This window comes from Aeromonas aquatica (genome assembly GCF_000764655.1).
Taxonomy (GTDB): domain Bacteria; phylum Pseudomonadota; class Gammaproteobacteria; order Enterobacterales; family Aeromonadaceae; genus Aeromonas; species Aeromonas aquatica.
This window is the reverse complement of the sequence record NZ_JRGL01000006.1, coordinates 45,008-64,228: the sequence shown is the minus strand read 5'-3', so window position 1 is coordinate 64,228 and position 19,221 is coordinate 45,008. Positions and strand designations below refer to the sequence as shown.

General features: G+C 61.8%; 18 protein-coding genes. 6 read left to right on the top strand and 12 right to left on the bottom strand.

Annotated features, from left to right (window positions below):
* The 10 genes from hflC to LG30_RS0100560 all read right to left on the bottom strand — a co-directional run.
* On the bottom strand, window positions 1-690 hold a 690-nt coding region (gene hflC, locus LG30_RS0100600), incomplete at its 3' end, for a protease modulator HflC (protein WP_033128772.1).
* Window positions 691-693: 3 nt separating this feature from the next.
* Window positions 694-1,845 carry an FtsH protease activity modulator HflK gene (gene hflK, locus LG30_RS0100595; RefSeq protein ID WP_033128771.1) on the bottom strand — a complete coding sequence of 384 codons (1,152 nt, stop codon included), beginning with the start codon at window positions 1,843-1,845 and terminating at the stop codon, window positions 694-696.
* A 91-nt stretch (window positions 1,846-1,936) separates the two neighbouring features.
* Window positions 1,937-3,223 (bottom strand): ribosome rescue GTPase HflX, encoded by a 1,287-nt coding sequence (gene hflX / locus LG30_RS0100590; RefSeq protein ID WP_033128770.1) that lies wholly within the window; start codon window positions 3,221-3,223, stop codon window positions 1,937-1,939.
* A 63-nt stretch (window positions 3,224-3,286) separates the two neighbouring features.
* Complete coding sequence (gene hfq / locus LG30_RS0100585; protein WP_033128769.1) at window positions 3,287-3,550, bottom strand: RNA chaperone Hfq; 264 nt, start codon at window positions 3,548-3,550, stop codon at window positions 3,287-3,289.
* Window positions 3,551-3,622: 72 nt separating this feature from the next.
* Window positions 3,623-4,540 carry a tRNA (adenosine(37)-N6)-dimethylallyltransferase MiaA gene (miaA, locus tag LG30_RS0100580; RefSeq protein ID WP_081965925.1) on the bottom strand — a complete coding sequence of 306 codons (918 nt, stop codon included), beginning with the start codon at window positions 4,538-4,540 and terminating at the stop codon, window positions 3,623-3,625.
* A 64-nt stretch (window positions 4,541-4,604) separates the two neighbouring features.
* A complete protein-coding gene (gene mutL / locus LG30_RS0100575) occupies window positions 4,605-6,500 on the bottom strand; it encodes a DNA mismatch repair endonuclease MutL (protein WP_033128767.1) in 1,896 nt (631 codons plus the stop codon).
* Between the two features lie 3 nt (window positions 6,501-6,503).
* Window positions 6,504-6,626: a hypothetical protein gene (locus LG30_RS22845; RefSeq protein ID WP_274518475.1), complete on the bottom strand. Its 123-nt coding sequence runs from the start codon at window positions 6,624-6,626 to the stop codon at window positions 6,504-6,506.
* A 16-nt stretch (window positions 6,627-6,642) separates the two neighbouring features.
* Window positions 6,643-8,178 (bottom strand): N-acetylmuramoyl-L-alanine amidase, encoded by a 1,536-nt coding sequence (locus LG30_RS0100570; RefSeq protein ID WP_033128766.1) that lies wholly within the window; start codon window positions 8,176-8,178, stop codon window positions 6,643-6,645.
* Window positions 8,169-8,642 (bottom strand): tRNA (adenosine(37)-N6)-threonylcarbamoyltransferase complex ATPase subunit type 1 TsaE, encoded by a 474-nt coding sequence (gene tsaE / locus LG30_RS0100565; protein WP_033128765.1) that lies wholly within the window; start codon window positions 8,640-8,642, stop codon window positions 8,169-8,171. The genes LG30_RS0100570 and tsaE overlap by 10 nt, the downstream gene beginning before the upstream one ends.
* A 17-nt stretch (window positions 8,643-8,659) precedes the next feature.
* Window positions 8,660-10,162: a bifunctional ADP-dependent NAD(P)H-hydrate dehydratase/NAD(P)H-hydrate epimerase gene (locus LG30_RS0100560; RefSeq protein ID WP_033128764.1), complete on the bottom strand. Its 1,503-nt coding sequence runs from the start codon at window positions 10,160-10,162 to the stop codon at window positions 8,660-8,662.
* A 135-nt stretch (window positions 10,163-10,297) separates the two neighbouring features.
* Between LG30_RS0100560 and queG the strand changes: the two genes are divergently transcribed.
* From queG to rfaH, 6 genes are all read left to right on the top strand, one after another.
* The gene (gene queG, locus LG30_RS0100555) at window positions 10,298-11,440 is read left to right on the top strand and encodes a tRNA epoxyqueuosine(34) reductase QueG (protein WP_033128763.1); all 1,143 of its coding nucleotides are present in this window, start codon (window positions 10,298-10,300) and stop codon (window positions 11,438-11,440) included.
* Between the two features lie 83 nt (window positions 11,441-11,523).
* Window positions 11,524-12,267 carry a polyphosphate--glucose phosphotransferase gene (gene ppgK / locus LG30_RS0100550; RefSeq protein ID WP_033128762.1) on the top strand — a complete coding sequence of 248 codons (744 nt, stop codon included), beginning with the start codon at window positions 11,524-11,526 and terminating at the stop codon, window positions 12,265-12,267.
* A 610-nt stretch (window positions 12,268-12,877) separates the two neighbouring features.
* Window positions 12,878-13,921 (top strand): methionine ABC transporter ATP-binding protein MetN, encoded by a 1,044-nt coding sequence (gene metN / locus LG30_RS0100545; protein ID WP_033128761.1) that lies wholly within the window; start codon window positions 12,878-12,880, stop codon window positions 13,919-13,921.
* Entirely contained in the window at window positions 13,902-14,555 is a 654-nt protein-coding gene (locus tag LG30_RS0100540) for a methionine ABC transporter permease (RefSeq protein ID WP_033128760.1), read from the top strand. The genes metN and LG30_RS0100540 overlap by 20 nt, the downstream gene beginning before the upstream one ends.
* A 26-nt stretch (window positions 14,556-14,581) precedes the next feature.
* Window positions 14,582-15,382, top strand: coding sequence for a methionine ABC transporter substrate-binding lipoprotein MetQ (metQ, locus tag LG30_RS0100535; RefSeq protein WP_033128759.1), 801 nt, complete (start codon window positions 14,582-14,584; stop codon window positions 15,380-15,382).
* Window positions 15,383-15,478: 96 nt separating this feature from the next.
* Window positions 15,479-15,979 (top strand): transcription/translation regulatory transformer protein RfaH, encoded by a 501-nt coding sequence (rfaH, locus tag LG30_RS0100530; protein WP_033128758.1) that lies wholly within the window; start codon window positions 15,479-15,481, stop codon window positions 15,977-15,979.
* A 30-nt stretch (window positions 15,980-16,009) separates the two neighbouring features.
* Here the strand turns inward: rfaH and LG30_RS0100525 are convergent, their stop codons facing one another.
* Both LG30_RS0100525 and LG30_RS0100520 read right to left on the bottom strand, forming a co-directional pair.
* Window positions 16,010-17,983, bottom strand: coding sequence for a HAMP domain-containing methyl-accepting chemotaxis protein (locus tag LG30_RS0100525; RefSeq protein ID WP_033128757.1), 1,974 nt, complete (start codon window positions 17,981-17,983; stop codon window positions 16,010-16,012).
* Between the two features lie 38 nt (window positions 17,984-18,021).
* Window positions 18,022-19,203, bottom strand: a complete 1,182-nt coding sequence (locus LG30_RS0100520) for an EAL domain-containing response regulator (RefSeq protein WP_374941505.1) — start codon at window positions 19,201-19,203, stop codon at window positions 18,022-18,024.
* Window positions 19,204-19,221 lie beyond the last annotated feature (18 nt).

Here is a 19,221-nt window from a genome sequence, read left to right as displayed (position 1 = left end):
CTGACGCGCATTACTCTCGGCGTCGGCGATCATGACGGTGACCTTTCGGTCGATGTCGGCACGCAGGATTTCGGCCTGCTCGCGACCCTGGGAGCGATGCTCACGGGCCACGGCAGTCCGCTCGGCACGCATCCGCTGATAGATGGAGCTGGAGACTTCCACCGGCAGGTTGATCTGCTTGATCCGCACATCCACCACCTTGATGCCGAGCTCGGAGGAGCGCGCCATCTTCATCAGGGCATCTTCCATCACGGTACTGCGCTCACCGGAGACGATGTCCTTGATGGTGCGGTTACCGATCTCGGAACGCAGACCGTTGTTGATCTTGCGCTTGAGCAGGTCTTCGGCCTGGATCTTGTTGCCACCACCGGTTGCCAGGTAGTACTTGGAGAAGTCCTCGATCTTCCACTTCACGTAGGAGTCGATGATGAGGTCTTTCTTCTCCGAGGTGACGAAGCGATCCGCCTGACCTTCCAGAGTCTGGATGCGAGCATCCATCTTGCGAACCTGGTCAATCACCGGCACCTTGAAGTGCAGGCCCGGCTCGTAGAGACGGGGTTCACCGGAGTCAACCCGCTTCACCTTGCCGAATTGCACGACTATGCCCTTCTGACCTTCATCGACGATGAAGACGGAGGAGAAGCAGACCATGGCGGCCACAGCGATGACACCAATAGCTATTTTCTTCATCTATTAGTTTCTCCCTGTGCTGAAACGGTCACCGCCACGCAGCGGCGTCGGTGTGGAATTGGCCCCTTCGTTGGACGGCTGGGCCGGCTCCACCGCAGGTGTGCCCGCCGGACGTGCCGGTTGCACCGCATTCGCCTTGCCAGACAGCTTGTCCAATGGCAGGTAGATCATGCTGTTGTTGCCAGCAGGCATGTCGACCAGCACCTTGTTGGCTTGCTGATAGAGCTCTTCCATGGTTTCCAGGTAGATACGCTCGCGAGTCAGCTCGGGGGCGGCCTGATACTGGGGCAGCAGCTCGTTGAAGCGAGCGACTTCACCCTTGGCCTTCAGCACGATCTGGGACTTGTAGCCTTCGGCTTCCTGTTCCAGACGCTTGACCGAGCCGCGGGCCTTCGGCTCCACTTCACGGGCATAGGCTTCCGCTTCACGAATGAAACGCTGTTCATCTTCCTGAGCGGAGATGGCGTCATCGAAGGCGTCTTTCACTTCTTCCGGCGGACGCGCCGGCAGGAAGTTGACGTCGACGATCTGCAGGCCCATCTGGTAGGGCTCGATGATGCCATCGATCACCTGCCAGGTCTCCTGACGGACTTTTTCCCGACCCGTGGTCAGGACATCATCCATCTTGGTGTGACCCACCACGTAGCGCAGGGCGCTGTCGGTGGCCTGGCTCAGACTCTCGTCGGCATTGGTGACGCTGAACAGGTACTGCTCCGGGTCGACCACGCGATACTGCACGTCCATCTCGACCCGGACCACGTTCTCGTCCTGGGTCAACATGAAGCCGGAGGCCGGCAGGGAGCGCACAGACTCGACGTCCACCGGGATCACCCGATCGATGAAGGTCGGCTTCCAGCGCAGGCCGGGATCCACGTTATGGGAATACTCCCCAAAGCGCAGTACCACGCCGCGTTCGGCTTCACGGATGGTGTAGAAGCCGCTGACGACCCACACCACCACGGCCACCACCAGCGCGATGGAGAGGCCAAACTTGCCTACATCACCACCACCGGATTTGCCACCGCCGAACAGGCCACCGAAACGGCGGCTCACCTTACGCAGCATTTCATCCAGATCAGGGGGTCCCTGATTCTTGCCGTTATTCCCCCAAGGGTCACGGTCTTTGCCGTTGTTTCCAGGCTCATTCCAAGCCATCAGCGTCTCCATTAATACATGCGGATGGATATCATCTCTACCGGGCCATCGATCGTTGACGAAGCCGCTAAGCCTTCATCTTCATCGACCATCAATGCCTGATAAAGCGTTGTAAACTCTCACCTTCTTGTTTCATGAGGCGGTTCCAGTCGGCCACTTGCAAGCGCACCTCCAGGACAAAATCCCCCTCCTCACTGAAACCTTCCTGCTCGATGCCTTTCAGCCGATAGAGCGCACTGCGCAATCTCGCGGCCGAGGGCGGCAACTGCAGGGTGTGATGGACCATGGATCCGGCCAGCAATTCGGTCAGGGCCGCGAACAGGTATTCGCTCCCCTCACCGGTCTGGGCCGACAGCCAGACCCGCAGTGGACGACCCTCGTCATCCCGCTCCAGGCCGGCCGGACGATCGGTCAGCTTGTCTATCTTGTTACAGATCATCAGCTGGGGACGGTCGTCCGCCTCGATCTCGGCCAAGACTGTCTGCACCGAATCGACATTCTCCTGCATCTGCTCATCGGCACAGTCCACGACGTGCAGCAGCAGGTCCGCTTCGCGGGTCTCCTGCAGCGTCGCCTTGAAGGCCGCGACCAGATCATGGGGCAAGTGCCGAATAAATCCAACTGTATCCGCCAGGATCACATCACCCACATCCTGGATCACCAATTTACGCAGGGTGGGATCCAGAGTTGCGAACAGTTGGTCGGCAGCATACACGCTGGCATCTGTAAGTTGGTTGAACAAAGTGGACTTTCCGGCGTTGGTATAGCCCACCAGAGAAACGGTTGGCACTTCGTTGCGATTGCGGGCGCGACGGCCCTGCTCCCGCTGCTTCGCCACCTTGTCGAGTCGACGCAAGATCGCCTTGATGCGTTCCCGCAGCAGGCGTCGGTCGGTTTCAAGTTGAGTTTCACCCGGGCCGCGCAGACCGATCCCGCCCTTCTGACGCTCAAGGTGGGTCCAGCCTCGCACCAGGCGAGTAGAAAGATGGCGCAATTGGGCCAGTTCGACCTGCAACTTGCCTTCGTGGGTACGGGCACGCTGGGCGAAGATATCGAGGATGAGGCCGGTTCTGTCCACCACCCGGCACTGGAACAGACGCTCCAGGTTGCGCTCCTGGGCAGGGGTCAGGGCATGGTTGAAGATGACCACGTCAGCATTCAGCATCTGAACCTGGGACGCGATCTCCTCCGCCTTGCCGCTACCGACAAAAAACTTGGCGCTGGGAGCACTGCGACTGGTGGTGACCACCCCCAGCGCATTGACCCCAGCCGAGCTCACCAGCATCTTGAGCTCTTCCAGATCCTCCCGCTCACCCTCATCGCTGAAGTTGACATGTACCAGAACGGCCTGTTCACCAGCTTCGTAACGGTCAAACAAGCGCTTGCTCCTTAACAGATCTCATGATGAATCCGGGTTGGCGAGCCGGCTCGCCGCGGCATATCACGCCTCGGCTTCACCCTGCTCTTCACCGGCCGCGCCCGGGGCGGGCTGGTGATGATTGACGGCACGGGCCGGCACCACGGTAGAAATGGCGTGCTTGTAAACCATCTGGCTCACGGTGTTCTTCAGCAAGATGACAAACTGGTCAAACGATTCGATCTGACCCTGCAGTTTGATGCCGTTGACCAAATAGATAGAAACTGGAATACGCTCACGGCGCAGCGCATTCAAAAACGGGTCTTGGAGAGATTGCCCCTTAGCCATCTTTCTTTTCCTTATAGTTTGTTGTTTTTAAACACCGGATATTGCTATAACAACCTGATTATACAGGGAGTGTCAAGCCGCACCAGCACGGGCAACAACCCTTGCCAGATTGCCAGACTCACCAGATTCCAACCAGGTCAGATCGGACCAGCCACGTAACCAGGTCATCTGGCGCTTGGCCAGCTGACGGGTGGCAACGATGCCACGATAACGCATCTCATCATATCCCACTTCCCCTGCCAGATAGTCCCACATTTGGCGGTAGCCAACGCAACGAATTGCAGGCAGGTCGGGGTGGAGATCCCCCCGTTCAAACAAGGCTCGCACCTCTTGCTCGAAGCCGTTTTGCAGCATCAGATCGAAGCGTTGCTCGATGCGTTGGTGCAGCACGGCCCGATCGCTCGGCGCGATGGCAAACTGGTGTACCCGATATGGCAATCCTTCCCCCTGCACCAAGGTCAGCTCGGTGAGCGTCTTGCCGCTGATGCGATACACCTCCAGCGCCCGGCTCAGCCGCTGCGGGTCGTTGGGGTGAATGCGCGCGCCGGCCACAGGGTCGATGCGTACCAGCTCATCGTGCAGCGCCTGCCAACCGAGGCGAGCTGCCTCTTCCTCCAGCCCGGCCCGAATGACCGGATCCGCCGGTGGCAGGGGAGAGAGCCCCTCCAGCAACGCCTTGAAATAGAGCATGGTGCCCCCCACCAGCAGCGGGATGCGGCCACGGGCGGCGATCTCGTCCATCTCGCGCAAGGCATCGCGGCAAAAATCCGCCGCCGAATAACTCATGGCCGGATCCAGGATGTCGATCAGTCGGTGCGGCGCCTGCGCCAGCTCGGCGGCGCCCGGCTTGGCGGTGCCGATATCCATGCCGCGATAGATGAGCGCGGAGTCCACGCTGATGATGTCGCAGGGCAGGGCCTGACACAGATTGATGGCGAGATCCGTCTTGCCGGAGGCCGTCGGCCCCATCAGAAAAATTGCATTCGGCAACTCAGCCACGTTCACTTTCCTCTCACACGGCGAATCAGAGGCAAGGAACCCACCCGGAGGGGGGTCATTGCGCTTGGCCGCCATGCGTAAATTCTTCCAGCACAGCCGCCAACGACAAGGGGCGCACCATGCGAATATCTGCCAGTTGGTCACTGAAATTGCTCACAAGTTCCGTCAGCAAACGACTGGCCGTTGAAAAATCATATACTTTTTCGGTGCTTATACCCTGTTCCACCAGCCATTGGCATACTACTTCAGCCAGCTGGTTCCCATCACTGTCAGATCCGCTCTCGATTAACTGCAGCAATTCGGGTAAGAGCCGCACCAGATCGGTCTGGCGCAGCAAGGCGGGCACCCGAGTCAGGATCATGGTGTCGCGCCCACCGCTTTTCAACTCCAGCCCCATGCGTTTGAGCAAACGTTCCTGTTCTTCTACCAACGCAACCAAGGTCTTGGGCAGCTTGAAGGAGACCGGCAGCAGCAAGGGCTGCGCCGCCAGCCCTTGGCCCCAGGCTTCCAGCAGCCAGTGACGCAGCAGCACCCGCTCGGCCCGCACCAGAGAGAGCAGCGCCAGCTGACCATCCCGCTCCAGCAGCAGATAGGATTGCTCCACCAGAGTCAGGGCACGATAGGCCTGCTGCGGCTGGGCTGCCGTGGCGGCACCAACCGGCGCGGCGATGGCCGCGGATCCGGCCTCGGCGATGGGCAGGGTGGTCAGCAAGGCGCCCATGCCGCGCATCGCCTCCCGGCTGGGGGGCTCAGGGGGCTGATAGTGGCCACTGCGAGTCGCGCCGCCCTCCCGCGCCTCCACGGTCTCCCTGACCTGGGCCGGGGAGCGATAGCTGTGCTCGGCGCCATACCACTCCGGGCGCGGCGCCTGACCGGGATATTCTATTTTTGACGCGGATGGCAGTTCAATCTGACTACCAGCCAAGGGTTCTTCCATAGCATTCTCTACCCTGACCTCGCGATGCAGTGCACTGAACAGGGCCTGGAAGATGAAGTCGTGGATGAGACGGGCCTGATGAAAGCGCACCTCGTGCTTGGCCGGATGCACGTTCACGTCCACCTGGCGCGGATCCAGCTCGATGTAGAGCACATAGGCGGCGAAGCGGTCAGCCGGCAGCAACTCGTCATAGGCCTGGCGAATGGCGTGATTGATGAGCTTGTCGCGCATCATGCGGCCGTTGACGTAGGTGTATTGCAGATCGTTCTGCGGCCGGGCACCGGCGGGGGCAGCCAGCCAACCCCAGAGCCGCACGTCGCTGTGCTCGCTCTCCACCGCCAGGGCGTGGTGCATGAAGGGCGTGCCGCAGACGGCGGCGAGGCGACGCTCCTGCTCCGCCACCGTATTGGCAGACTTGTACTGGCGCACCACCTTGCCGTTGTGGCGCAGGATCAGGGTGCAGTCGAAGCGGGAGAGTGCGATGCGGCGCACCAGCTCGTCGATGTGGGCGAACTCGGTCTTCTCGCTGCGCATGAACTTGCGCCTGGCCGGGGTGTTGAAGAAGAGATCCACCACCTCCACCGTGGTGCCCACCGGGTGGGCCGCCGGCTTGACGGTGACGCTCATCTCGCGCCCCTGCGCCTCGGCCTGCCAGGCCTCGGTTTGCTCCGCCGTGCGGGAGGTAAAGGTGAGGCGGGAGACCGAGCTGATGGAAGCGAGCGCCTCCCCTCTGAAGCCCAGGCTGTTGATCCCCTCCAGATCGTCGAGGGTCGCCACCTTGGAGGTGGCGTGGCGCGACAGCGCCAGCACCAGCTCGTCTTTGGCGACACCGCCGCCGTTGTCACGGATGCGGATGAGCTTGGCGCCTCCCTTGTCGATGTCGACCTCGATCCGATCCGCCCCCGCGTCCAGGCTGTTCTCCACCAGCTCCTTCACCACGGAGGAGGGCCGCTCAACCACCTCGCCGGCGGCGATCTGGTTGGCCAGGATCGGTGGCAATATACGGATCGGCATCGCTTACTCCTGACGTTTCATTTTGCGGGATCCAGGCACCTTCACCACGGCGGCGGGCCGCTCCACCTCATCCATGCCAGCGGCGATCTGGTGCGCCAGGATCGGTGGCAATATACGGATCGGCATCGCTGGCTCCCGATTCTTATCCTTGGGGGATATAGATCACCTGCCCAATCTGGATGTCCCGCGACTTGAGTTTGTTGATCTCGACCAGCTTCGCCTGACTCACTCCGTGCTTCTCGGCGAGACGGGAGAGGCTCTGGCCACGGGTGACCACATGGCGGATCATCTTGGACTTGTCGTTGCTCTGGCTGCTTGCGACCGGCACGCTCGGCTCCTTGGCCGCCACCGAGTAGGGCTTGATCACCCCGGCGCCGGATCCGCCGCTGACGCTGCTGACCGGGGCGCCGCCATCATTGCTGCTGGTCGGTACCGTCGCCGGCATGCGGTTGGTCACCTGCTGCTGGGGTGCGGGGGCGACCACCGCCTTTTTCGCCGCCGGTTGACTGTTCCTGGCCACCTGCTGGCCCTTGCCGGTCATCATGGGGCCCTTGGTCGGGTGGCTGCGGTAGTAGTTGCGGATCCCCTCGAAGATGGCGCGCGCCAGCTGATCCTGATAACTGGCGGTGGCCAGCAGCTTCTCTTCCCCGTGGTTGGAGATGAAACCGGTCTCCACCAGCACCGAGGGGATGTCCGGTGCCTTGAGCACCGCCAGGCTGGCGTGCTCCGGCGCCTTCTTGTGCAGCCGGGCGACCTTGCCCATGGAGCGCAGGATCTGGCGGCTGACGTCATAGCCCTCGGCCCTGGACTTGTCCATGGAAAGATCGAGGAAGGTCTGCGCCAGATAGGGGTTGGGGTCGGATTCGGCCAATACCTTGCCTACCCCGCCCAGCAGTTCGCCCTGTTTCTCCTGCTTCTCCAGCCAGCTGCCCATCTCGCGGTTGGCGCGGTTGGTCGACAGCACCCAGACCGAGGCGCCGCGCGGCGTGGAGTTGTGGAAACTGTCCGCATGCACCGACACCAGCAGATCGGCCTTGGCCTTGCGGGCAATTTCGGAGCGCTTGTTCAGGTCGACGAAGTAGTCGCCACGACGGGTCATCACGGCGCGCATGCCGGGCTCACGGTCGATCAGCGCCGCCAGCTTCTGGGATACCGCCAGGGTCACCCGTTTCTCGTAGGTGCGGCGCGGGCCTATGGAGCCGGGATCTTCCCCGCCATGGCCGGGATCGATGGCGATGACGATGGCCTTGCCCTGCCCGCCAACGGGGGTGGACTGCGCGGCGCTGGCCCCCTTCTCCTCATAGGGCAGATCAATCACCAGCCGGTGACCATAGGGGCCTGCCGGTGCCAGCGGGAACACCACCGGTTTGATATTGGAGCTGAGGTCCAGCACCAGCCGCATGCTGCCCTTCTCGAGCGGCGTGCTCTCGCGGATCTTGCGCACCAGCTCGCTCTTGTTCTCGATGCGGGTCAGGTTGGCGGCGTTGCTCGCCCCCTTCAGATCGATCACCAAGCGGTTCGGGCCGGTCAGGGTGAAATAGTTGAAATTGGGGGCACTGCTCATGTCGAGCACGACCCGGGTGTTATCCGGCGATGGCCAGACCCGCACACTCTTGAGCTGATTCGCGTAGGAGGGCAGGGCCAGCAGGGAAAATACAACGACAAGGATCAAGCGCACTGAGATGACAACCGTTCCAGAATGGCTTCGCCAATAGCAGTGCGGGCCGCTATCAGGGCCTCACGCTGCTCGTTTACATACGTCAGGGTAATCTCGAGATCGGGGGCGGGCAGCCAGCCCTCCCCCTTCTCTGGCCACTCCACCAGGCAGAGGGTATCGGCCGCGAAGTAGTCCCGAATGCCCATGAATTCCAGCTCTTCCGGATCCGCCAGTCGATAGAGATCGAAGTGATAGACCTGCCAGTTGGCCAATTCATAGGGCTCAACAAGGGTATAGGTCGGACTCTTAACCTTGCCTTGATGGCCGAGCCCTTGCACCCAACCCCGGGTCAGGGTGGTCTTGCCGGCCCCGAGGGCGCCGTGCAGGAATACCGTGGTCGCCTGCTGGCACGCCTGCGCCAGCCGTCCGCCCAGTGCCACTGTTGCTGCCTCATCCGGCAGTGTCATCATCAACTGTTTTGCCATGTTCTTCTTTTAACTTGTTACTGTGTCGGATTGACCAGACGGCGGATCCAGGGCAGCAGATCCGATGCCAGCATGCCCCTCTCTCCCTCTGCGGCGGCGCAATCGGCCGCCTCACCGTGGATCACGGCCCCCAGCCGGGTTGCCATGGAGGCAGACCAGCCCTGAGCCAGGAGGGCGGCGATTATACCAGATAACAGGTCGCCCATGCCGCCACTGGCCATGCCGGGGTTGCCTTCGTCGCACAGGGTGATGCTGTGCCCGTCGCAGATGAGCGTACCCGCCCCCTTGAGCAGCACGACGCCGCCGTAGCGCCGTTGCAGTTGCCGCACTGCGGCGAAGCGATCCGCTTCTATCTCGGCGATGGAACAATCCAGCAGGCGGGCCGCCTCCCCCGGGTGGGGAGTGAGCACCCAATTATCCTGATGACGGGGCCCCTGCGCCAGCCAATTCAATCCATCGGCATCCAATACCAGCGGCCCCTCGGTCGTGATCAGCTGCTCGAACCGGCTCCTTGCCCACTCGTCCCGACCGAGGCCGGGTCCCAGCACCCTGACCTTGGCCCAGCCATCGTCTATTCCGCCGGACCAGCCCATCAGTTCCGGCTGCACCAAGCTGACGGGAGGCGAGTCCGGATGCTGCCAGAGGCGCACCAGACCAGCCCCCGTCCGCAGGCAGGCCATCCCCGCCAACAGGATAGCGCCTTGCATGCCGAGATTGCCCCCCACCACCAGCACCTTGCCGTTGCTCCCCTTGTGGGCCGAGCGGAGGCGCGGGATCAACAGTGCCCTGAGGCCGGGGTAGTCGATCCGCAGAGAGGCAGGAATAACGCCATCCGGTGGCATCACACCGAGGCTATCGCAGTCGAGCCGACCGACCCCGTCCACCCCGTCACCGGTCAACATGCCCTGCTTGATGCCAATGAAGGTGAGGGTACGGGTGGCGCGCACCAGGGCGCCCATGGCGCGACCGGTGTCGGCATTGAGCCCGGAGGGCAGGTCCACCGCCAGCACGGGGACCTGCAAGGCATTGATTGTTGCGACAAGCCTTGTCATTGAAGGGGAGAGGGAAATATGGACACCGGTGCCGAGCAAGGCGTCTATTACCAGATCCGGTGGCATCAGTGAGTCGAGCTCGGCCGTCTCGGCCATCATCACGCTCCCTCCCGCGGCGAGCCATCCATCGGCGGCTCGTCTGGCGTCGCCCTGGAGCAACGCGGGGGCCCGAGTGGCGATCACCAGGGGATCGAGCCCGATCCGTCTGGCGAGGCGCGCCAGCACATAACCATCGCCGCCGTTGTTGCCGGGGCCGACGAAGATCCACCAGTGGCGGCTCTTGGGCCAGTGGTGACAGGCATAGCTGCACAGGGCGGCACCAGCCCGCTCCATCAGGTCATAACATTCACGCCCCTCGAGCCTGGCCCAGTGTTGCTCCAGGCGACGGATCTGTTCGGTCCGCCACAGGGGCTGTGCTAGACTGTTGCCTTCTTCCCCGCAGATAGCATCCTCGATAACCTGTACCATGACGGCTCCCGACCTTCATCATCCAGTGATCCGACCTTCCGGCGCCGGGCATATACCGTGGCATGACGACACCTGCTCAGCCCCATGCCCGCTCCCCAAGATCCCGCCTTCGAGGCTCGGGTCCGACCGCGCAGCATGACGGCAACCGAACTCCAGCAACTGGCTCAAGATATCAAGCTCTGGGCACGCGAGCTAGGATTTGACCAGGTCGGGATCACCGACACCGATCTGCGTATCGAAGAGCCCAGATTGCAGGCCTGGCTGGATGCGAACCATCACGGCAACATGGACTACATGGCCCGTCACGGCATGATGCGCGCGCGCCCCCATGAGTTGTTGCCCGGCACCCAGCGAGTGCTGTCGGTACGCATGAATTACCTGCCTTTCGAGGCGGGTTTTGCCGCCACCCTGCGCGATCCCACCCTGGGTTACATCAGCCGCTATGCCCTCGGCCGCGACTACCACAAAGTCATGCGCAACCGGCTCAAACAGCTGGGGGATCGCATAGAGCAACGCTGCCAGTCATTGTTTCAGGCCACGGGAGAGTGGCGCCCCTTCGTCGACTCGGCCCCCATACTGGAGCGGCCGCTCGCCGCCAAGGCCGGGCTCGGCTGGGTGGGCAAGCACTCGCTGCTGCTCAACGAGTCCGCCGGCTCCTTCTTCTTCCTCGGGGAGCTGCTCGTCAGCCTGCCACTGCCCATGGATGCGCCGGTGGAGAAAGAACAGTGCGGCAAATGCGTGGCCTGCATCAACATCTGCCCGACCGGTGCCATCATAGCGCCCTACGTGGTGGATGGCCGGCGCTGCATCTCCTATCTCACCATTGAGAGCGACGAGCCCATTCCGCTGGAGCTGCGCCCGCTCATGGGCAATCGCATCTATGGTTGTGACGACTGCCAACTCATCTGCCCCTGGAATCGCTATGCGGACGTAAGCCCCGAGCCTGACTTCAGTCCAAGGCCCAACCTGCACCGCCCGCCCCTGCTCACCCTGTGGCGCTGGCAGGAGAGCGATTTTCTCAAGCGCACCGAGGGCAGCCCCATTCGCCGCATCGGTTATCAACGTTGGCGCCGCAACCTGGCGGTGGCGCTCGGCAACGGTCCGGCCAGCCCCGAGGCGATCGCAGCCCTGCAGCAGGCGCTGGCCGAGGCCGAGCCCATGGTGGCCGAACACATAGAGTGGGCACTGGCGACCCTGGCCGCGCGCCAGGAGAAAGAGAACAAGAAGACCCGTTTGCTGATCCGCTGCATCGAAAAAGGCCTGCCGGATCACGCATAAGTGATCTGGCCCTTGCCGGATGACAGCACTTTTTTCATGCTCTGCCGACCATTGACCATAGGCGCAATAAAAGGAACATTCTGATGCAGATGTTGGGAGTTGATATAGGTGGGTCCGGGATCAAGGGTTGCCTGATCGATACCAAGACCGGCGAGTTGATTGGCGAACGCCTGCGTCTGACCACCCCGCAGCCGGCCACCCCGGCCGCCATTGCCCATACCCTCAAGGCGCTGGTCGAGCACTTCGAATGGAAGGGCCCGGTGGGCTGCGGCTTCCCCGCCATCATTCACAACGGCATCGCCAAGAGCGCCGCCAACATCGACAAGAGCTGGGTCGAGACCGATGCGGCCCACCTGTTTACGGACGTGACCGGCCTGCCCTGCCACGTGATCAACGATGCCGATGCAGCCGGGCTTGCCGAGATGCGCTTTGGCACTGGTCAGGATCGCAAGGGGGTCATCATCCTCATCACGGTCGGCACCGGCATCGGCACCGCCGTGTTCGTTAACGGTCAGCTACTGCCCAACACCGAGCTGGGTCACCTGATGCTGGAAGGCATGATCGCCGAGCACTACTGTTCGGACGCCGCCCGCAAGCGCGAGGATCTCTCCTGGAGCCGCTGGGGCAAGCGTTTCAACAAATACCTGGCCAGGCTGGAATTCCTGTTCTCCCCCGATCTCTTCATCCTGGGGGGCGGCAGCGCCGCCAAACTCGACAAGTTCATCGACAAGATAGAGACCCGGGCCCCGCTGGTAGCGGCGGCCAGCCTCAATCAGGCAGGTATCATAGGTGCCGCCCTCTACGCCGAGTCCCAGCAAGGAAAGTGAGCCGTTGTCTCGCAAGATGATCAGAAAGGCCCGGCATATGTCGGGCCTCTTTGATCATCAGGGTGAGAGAATGCGGCCAGCGCCAAGACAGTGCCGCCTCGGCGAGTGCAGCCCTCCTTCTTTTAGCTTTTAGCCACCGGTTTCCCCGCTTGGCGTGCACCTCCTGGCAGGCTCAAACGACAGTCGACCCTGCCTCTCACCAGAACTGGTTGTTTATTGTGCTTTATCAATAGGATGGAAAAGAGAAAGAGAGCGGGACAAGGCAGAAGGTCCGTGTCATCTTGGCAACGGCTGCCCAGAAGAGCAGGTAACGATAAGCGGCGGCACTGATGAATCAGCGACCTGAGGTCCATCAGCCGGGTTATATTCGGACATTATGCTATAAATAAGAATCTAATATTGAATCGATCCGTTTCCCGCCAATCTATAGTCAATCAGCAGAAATCCTTATCCATTTTTTAGCCGTCTAGACGTAGAAACATGCGTTGACACAGCCATCCGGACATCTTAGCATCATCCTCCATGATGGCAGACTAACCCAGTGAAACCTCTGCCCAATTCACCCGCCTGTAGCGCCCTGTGCTTTAAGGCTGTTAGCACGGAAGAATTCATGATTAAGTTGAACGGTCTCAACAAAGTCTACGGCAAGGGCACTGACGCCGTGCACGCCCTGCGTGACGTGAGCCTGCATGTGCCACAAGGCAAGATCTTCGGCGTGATCGGCGCCTCCGGTGCCGGCAAGAGTACCCTCATTCGTTGCGTCAACCTGCTGGAGCGTCCTACCGACGGCCAGGTCATCGTCGATGGCCAGGATCTCGTGGCCCTGCCGGAGCGGGATCTGACTCAGGCACGCCGCCAGATCGGCATGATCTTCCAGCACTTCAACCTGCTGTCTTCGCGCACCGTGTTCGCCAACATCGCGTTCCCGCTGGAGCTGGCAGGCTGGAGCAAGGCCCAGATCCAGACAAGGGTCGAGGAGCTGCTCGCCCTAGTCGGGCTGGAGGCCCGCGCCCACGCCTATCCGTCCGAGCTGTCCGGTGGTCAGAAGCAGCGCGTCGCCATCGCCCGCGCCCTGGCCCCGGCCCCCAAGGTGTTGCTGTGTGACGAGGCCACCTCGGCCCTGGATCCCCAGACCACCCGCTCCATCCTGAGCCTGCTGAAAGAGATCAACGTCAAGCTGGGGCTCACCATACTGCTCATCACCCACGAAATGGACGTGGTGAAGGGGATCTGCGACGAGGTCGCCATCATCAGCGACGGCCGCCTGATCGAGCAGGGCGAAGTGGCCTGGTTCTTCAGCAACGCCAAGACCCAGCTGGCCCGTGACTTCATCCACTCCACCATCCATCTGGAGGTGCCGCAGGAGTATCAGGACAGGATGAGCAGCGAGCGGGTGGCCAACAGCTATCCCCTGGTGAAGCTCGGCTTCACCGGCGCCACCGTCGATTCGCCGCTCATCTCCGAGGTGAGCCGCCGTTTCAACATCGACATCAGCATACTGAGCGCAGACATCGAATACGCCGGTGGCGTCAAGTTCGGCTTCCTGCTGGCGGAACTGTTCGGGGATGAGGCCCAGTGCGAGGCCACCCAGCAGTTCCTGATAGACAACCATATTCAGCTAGAGGTGATGGGCTATGTCCGAAGCAATGATTAATCTGCTGATCTCAGCCCTCGGCGACACCCTGATCATGGTGTTTGCCTCCGCCTTGTTTGGCTGCCTGCTCGGCCTGCCGCTCGGCGTGGCGCTGCACGTGACCAAAGCCGGCCAGATCCTGGCCAACCCGCTGCTGAACCGGACCCTCGGCATCATAGTCAACGTCGGCCGCTCGGTGCCCTTCATCATCTTGCTGGTGGCCATCATTCCGCTGACCCGCTTCATCGTCGGGACCAGCATCGGCACTATCGCCGCCATAGTACCGCTGACCATAGGCGCCGTGCCCTTCATCGCTCGCCTGGTGGAAGGGGCCCTGATGGAGGTGCCGGACGGCCTGCTCGAGGCGGCCAAGGCCATGGGTGCCAAACCCTTGCAAATCATCGCCAAGGTGCTGCTGCCCGAGGCCCTGCCCGGGATCCTCAACAGCGTCATCATCACGTTAGTCACGCTCGTGAACTACTCCGCCATGGCCGGTGCCATCGGAGGGGGTGGTCTGGGAGATGTGGGTATTCGCTACGGCTACCAGCGCTTCGATCCCACCGTCATGCTGGTCACCGTGGTCATTCTGGTAGTGCTGGTTCAACTCATCCAGAGCGCAGGTGAGCGCCTGGTTCAACAATGTGATCATCGTTAATCGTCGGTTTCTGACAGGAGGTTTTTATGAAATTGGGCATTAAATCCGCTGCGGCTGCACTGCTGGCTACACTGGTTCTGGTCGGCTGCGGCCAGAAGGAAGAGAACAAGACCCTGAAAGTCGGCGCCATCGCCGGCCCGGAGACCGAGCTGGTCGAGACTGCCGCCAAGGTGGCAAAAGAGAAATACGGTCTGAACGTCGAGATCGTTACCTTCTCCGACTATGTCACCCCGAACGTGGCATTGAACGACGGCAGCGTCGACGTCAACGCCTTCCAGCACAAGCCCTATCTGGATGCCCAGATCCGTGATCGTGGCTTCAAGCTGGTACCGGTTGGCAACACCTTCGTCTACCCGATCGCCGGTTACTCCAAGAAGATCAAGGCGCTGAGTGAACTGAAAGACGGTGCCCAGATCGCGGTGCCGAACGATCCGACCAACCTGGGCCGCTCCCTGATCCTGCTGGAGAAGCAGGGCCTGCTGAAGCTGAAGGAAGGCGCCGGTCTGGAAGCCACCGTGCTGGACATCGCCAGCAACCCGCGCAACTTCAAGATCGTCGAGCTGGAAGCCGCTCAACTGCCCCGCTCCCTGGAAGATGTTGATCTCTCCATCATCAACAACACCTTCGCCGGTCAGATCGGCCTGACCCCGACCGAGAACGGCCTGTTTGTCGAAGACAAGGAGTCCCCCTACGTCAACCTGATCGTCGCCCGTGAAAACAACAAGGACGAAGAGAAGGTCAAGCAGTTCGTCCAGTCCTTCCAGACCGACGAGGTCTACAAGAAAGGGACCGAACTGTTCAAGGGCGGTCTGGTGAAAGGTTGGTAACCACTCACTCTGCAAAAAAGGCCGCGCCAAGCGTGGCCTTTTTTTTTGCCCCCGTTATCATGGGCGTCAGCACGGTAACAAACACAAAACAGAACAATGAAAAAATGGTATCTGGCCTATTGCAAGCCTAAGGAAGAAGCCCGCGCCCGCGCCCATCTGGCAGCCCAGGGTGTCGAATCCTATTACCCCATGGTCGAAGTCGAGAAACTGCGCCGCGGCAAGCGGGTCCCCGTACGCGAGCCCATGTTTCCCAACTATCTGTTCATCTATGTGGATCTCGACGAGGTCACCCCCGTCACCCTGAAATCGACCCGCGGCATCAGCCGCATCGTCCATTTCGGCAAGGAATGGACCTCCATCAGCAGTCAGCTGATCTATCGATTGATGAGTCGTGACGACAGCGACGAGGCGAGGGCCAGCTACGCCAGCCTGCCGACGCAGGGGGACAAGGTGCTCATCGAGGCGGGCCCTCTCGCCGGATTCGAGGCCATTTATCTGGAACCGGATGGCGAGAAGCGCGCCATCTTGCTGGTCACCCTGCTCAATCAGGAGACCAGCGGCAGCTTCGACAACCAGGCCTTTCGCCGCCTGGACTAAACAACGGGCGGGCATCTGCCCGCCCGCTTATCACCTCAGTTCGAACCGGCTGATGACCGAGGTCAAGCGGCCCGTCTCCCGGATCAATCTGGCGGCAATCCGCTCCCCCTGTTGACCGCGCTCGCTGGATTGGCGGCTGAGCCCGGCGATCTCCTCGACAGTCCCGGCCACCTCCTGCGCCACTCTGGACTGCTGTTCGGTCACGGCAGTAATGGCTTCCAGTTGACCAGAGAGATCCTGCACCAGCCGCATCACCGTCTCAAACGTCTCGGCCAGTGCGAACATGACGGTACGCCCCTGCTCCACCAGCTGGGTCCCGCCACCCACGGTCGCGGCTGTCTGTCGGGTCTGCTGCTGGATGCTGGCGATGGTCTGGTTGATCTCCGCCGTCGACTGGCTGGTGCGGTTGGCAAGTTGACGCACCTCGTCCGCCACCACGGCAAAGCCACGCCCCTGCTCTCCGGCACGGGCTGCCTCGATGGCGGCATTGAGCGCCAGCAGGTTGGTCTGCTCGGCGATGGTGGCGATGACCTCGGTGACGCGCCCCACCTGCTCGCTCTGGCTGCTGAGCTGCCCCATGGCCTGATTGGCCTGGGTGATCATGACGGCGACCTGCTTCATGGTGTTCACCATGCGTTCCAGCGTGTCACTCCCCTGGCGGGCCTGCTGCTCGGTTTGACGCGCCGCCTCGGCCGCCCCGGCGGTGTTGCCCGCCACATCACGGGCGCTGACCGACATCTGCTCGATGGCGGCGGCGACCATATCGACCCGTTGATTCTGGCTTGCCAGATCCTCGACGATGGCATTGGTGGTCTGAGCCACCTCGCGGCCGGCCCCCTCCACCTGACCCACGGCCCCCTGGATCTCGCCGACCAGCTGGCGCAATTGGGCCGACATCCGATTGATGGAGCCGGTCAGACCGCCCAGTTCGTCTTGACGCAGGATCGGCAAGGGCTCGGCCGGCAGACGGCCATCCGCCACCAGGCCGGCACGCGTCACCAGGCTGGCGATGTCCCGGGTCAAGCTGCGACTGAACAGCAAGGCCACCAGGGTGCCGAGCAGAATGACGCTGAGAGTGGCCAGCAGCAGGGTGCTGTGAATGGTCTGGCTGGCGCCTGCCATCCTGTGCGCCATTCCGTCCACCTCGGCCCGAGTGTGGGTCACCTGAGACGCCAGCTGGTCGGCGAGCCGGGTCAGCGCCGGTTCGATATCGGTCGCCATCAGGTGGTTCGCCTGATCCCAGTCCGGTGCCTGGCGCTTGCTGATCACCTGGCCCACCAACTCGGCAAAGGGGGCCGACATCTGCTCGAACAGCGCCCACAGCCCCTTCTGTGCCTCGGTGAAGTGGGCCTCTTGCTGCCTCAGCTCGGCCACCCGCTGCAGGTGAAACTGGTAGTAATCCTGGTACTTGTCCCGATATTCCTTGTCCCCCGAGATGAGGAAATCCCGCAGGGCGGAGAGCGCATTGGCGAGGCCGTTGTAGGCATCCCCCACCTGCTTGAGCAGCAGCCGACGATCCCCCGGCAGCTCGGCTTGCGAAGTGGCCACCTCTTCATTGGCAAAGGACTGCAGCTGATCGAGCGCCGCCTCCGCCAGCGGGCCCGCCTCCAGCAGCATCAGGCTGTGGGCCGGCAGATTCTCCTCGGTATGGGCGATGGCCCACACCTTCTCCTGGGCCCCCTTGAACGTCTTGAGAGACTGGGTCAGCGCGGGGGTGAAGGCTTGCTGTTCAATGGCATGCCAGGCGCCATCCCACTCCTGCTTGAGACGGCTGGCCTGGGCCTGGTCCTTGCCGAGGATGAGGTAGGCACGCAGGGAGGAAACGGTGGCGATCAGTGCCTTCTGACTCGCTTCATCCCGTTGCAGGGCGGGCAACGCCTGCTCCAGCAGGGCATCTTGCGACTGCTCGATCTGGCCGAGCTGATGGTAGACGAGGGTGGAGGAGAGAATGATGAGCAGGTTGATAAAACAGAAGCTCAACAACAGCTTGCTTGATATTTTCATAAACGTCCTTGTTCCACTGCGGGCATCCTGCCCAGGGTTTAATGCTTGATCAGCGCCGGTAATCGGTCCAGCCAGGTGCGATGCCACTCCAGCAGTTGATCGCGCGGCATGGGCCGGGCGGAGAAGAAGCCTTGGCACTGATCACATCCCAGCCTGGCCAGCAGCTGCCAGGTGGGTTCATCCTCGACCCCCTCGGCCACCGACTTGAGCCCCAGCTTGCGGGCCAGCTCGATGCTCGACTCTATGATGGCGAGCCGGGAGGGATCTTCATAGCAGCGATCCACGAAGGATCTGTCAAGCTTCAACTCGGTGAAAGGCAACAGGGCCAGCTGCTGCATGGAGGAGTAACCTGTGCCGAAGTCGTCGATGGAAAGGCCAAAACCGTGCATGCGCAGCCGCGTCAGCACCTCGAGCGACTTCCCCAGATCCTTGACGAAGGCGCTCTCGGTCACCTCCAGGGTAATCAGCTCAGGGTTGATGCTCCAGCGCTGACAGTGGTTGAGCAGGGTGTTGCACAGATCCCCTTCGATCAGCGAGGTGGTGGAGAGGTTCATCGACAGGTTGAGGGAAAGCCCGGTCTGTTCCCACAGATGGCCATCGCGCAGAGACTTGCTGATGATGAGCTCGGTCAGCGGATCGATGAGCCCGTGGTGCTCTGCCAGCGGAATGAAGCGGGCCGGGGAGATGAGCCCGTATTTCGGGTGCTGCCAGCGGGCGAGCGCCTCCATGCCGACCCACTGACCGGTACCAAAGCTCACCTTGGGTTGATACCAGGGCAGCAGTTGATCCTGCTCCAGCGCCTGGCTGAGCTCATCCAGCGTCAGGCTGTGGCCATCTTCCTTCTGACTGTGTACCAACTGGGGCCGCCAGGCACCGATCATCTGCTTGATCTGCTGATGGCTCGCGGGTTTGTCTATGCGCCCCAGCACCTGCAGGCCGTAGGCGCTGCTCATGCGCAGCACGGCATCGACCACGTCGTCTTCCAGCGCACTGCACAAGATGATGCCACCACGAAATCCCCCAAGCGAAAGCCGGCGCAACAGGGCCATGCCATCCATGCCGGGCATGCGCAGATCGCAAAACAGAATATCAACCTGGTGATACTGACACAGCGCCAGCGCCTCCTCCCCATCCTGCGCCTCCAGCAGATTGCCGTAGCCGAGTCCGCGGATCTGGTGCATCAGGGCCTTGCGCTGGAAGTTGTGATCTTCCACCACCATGATTGCCAAATTATTCCC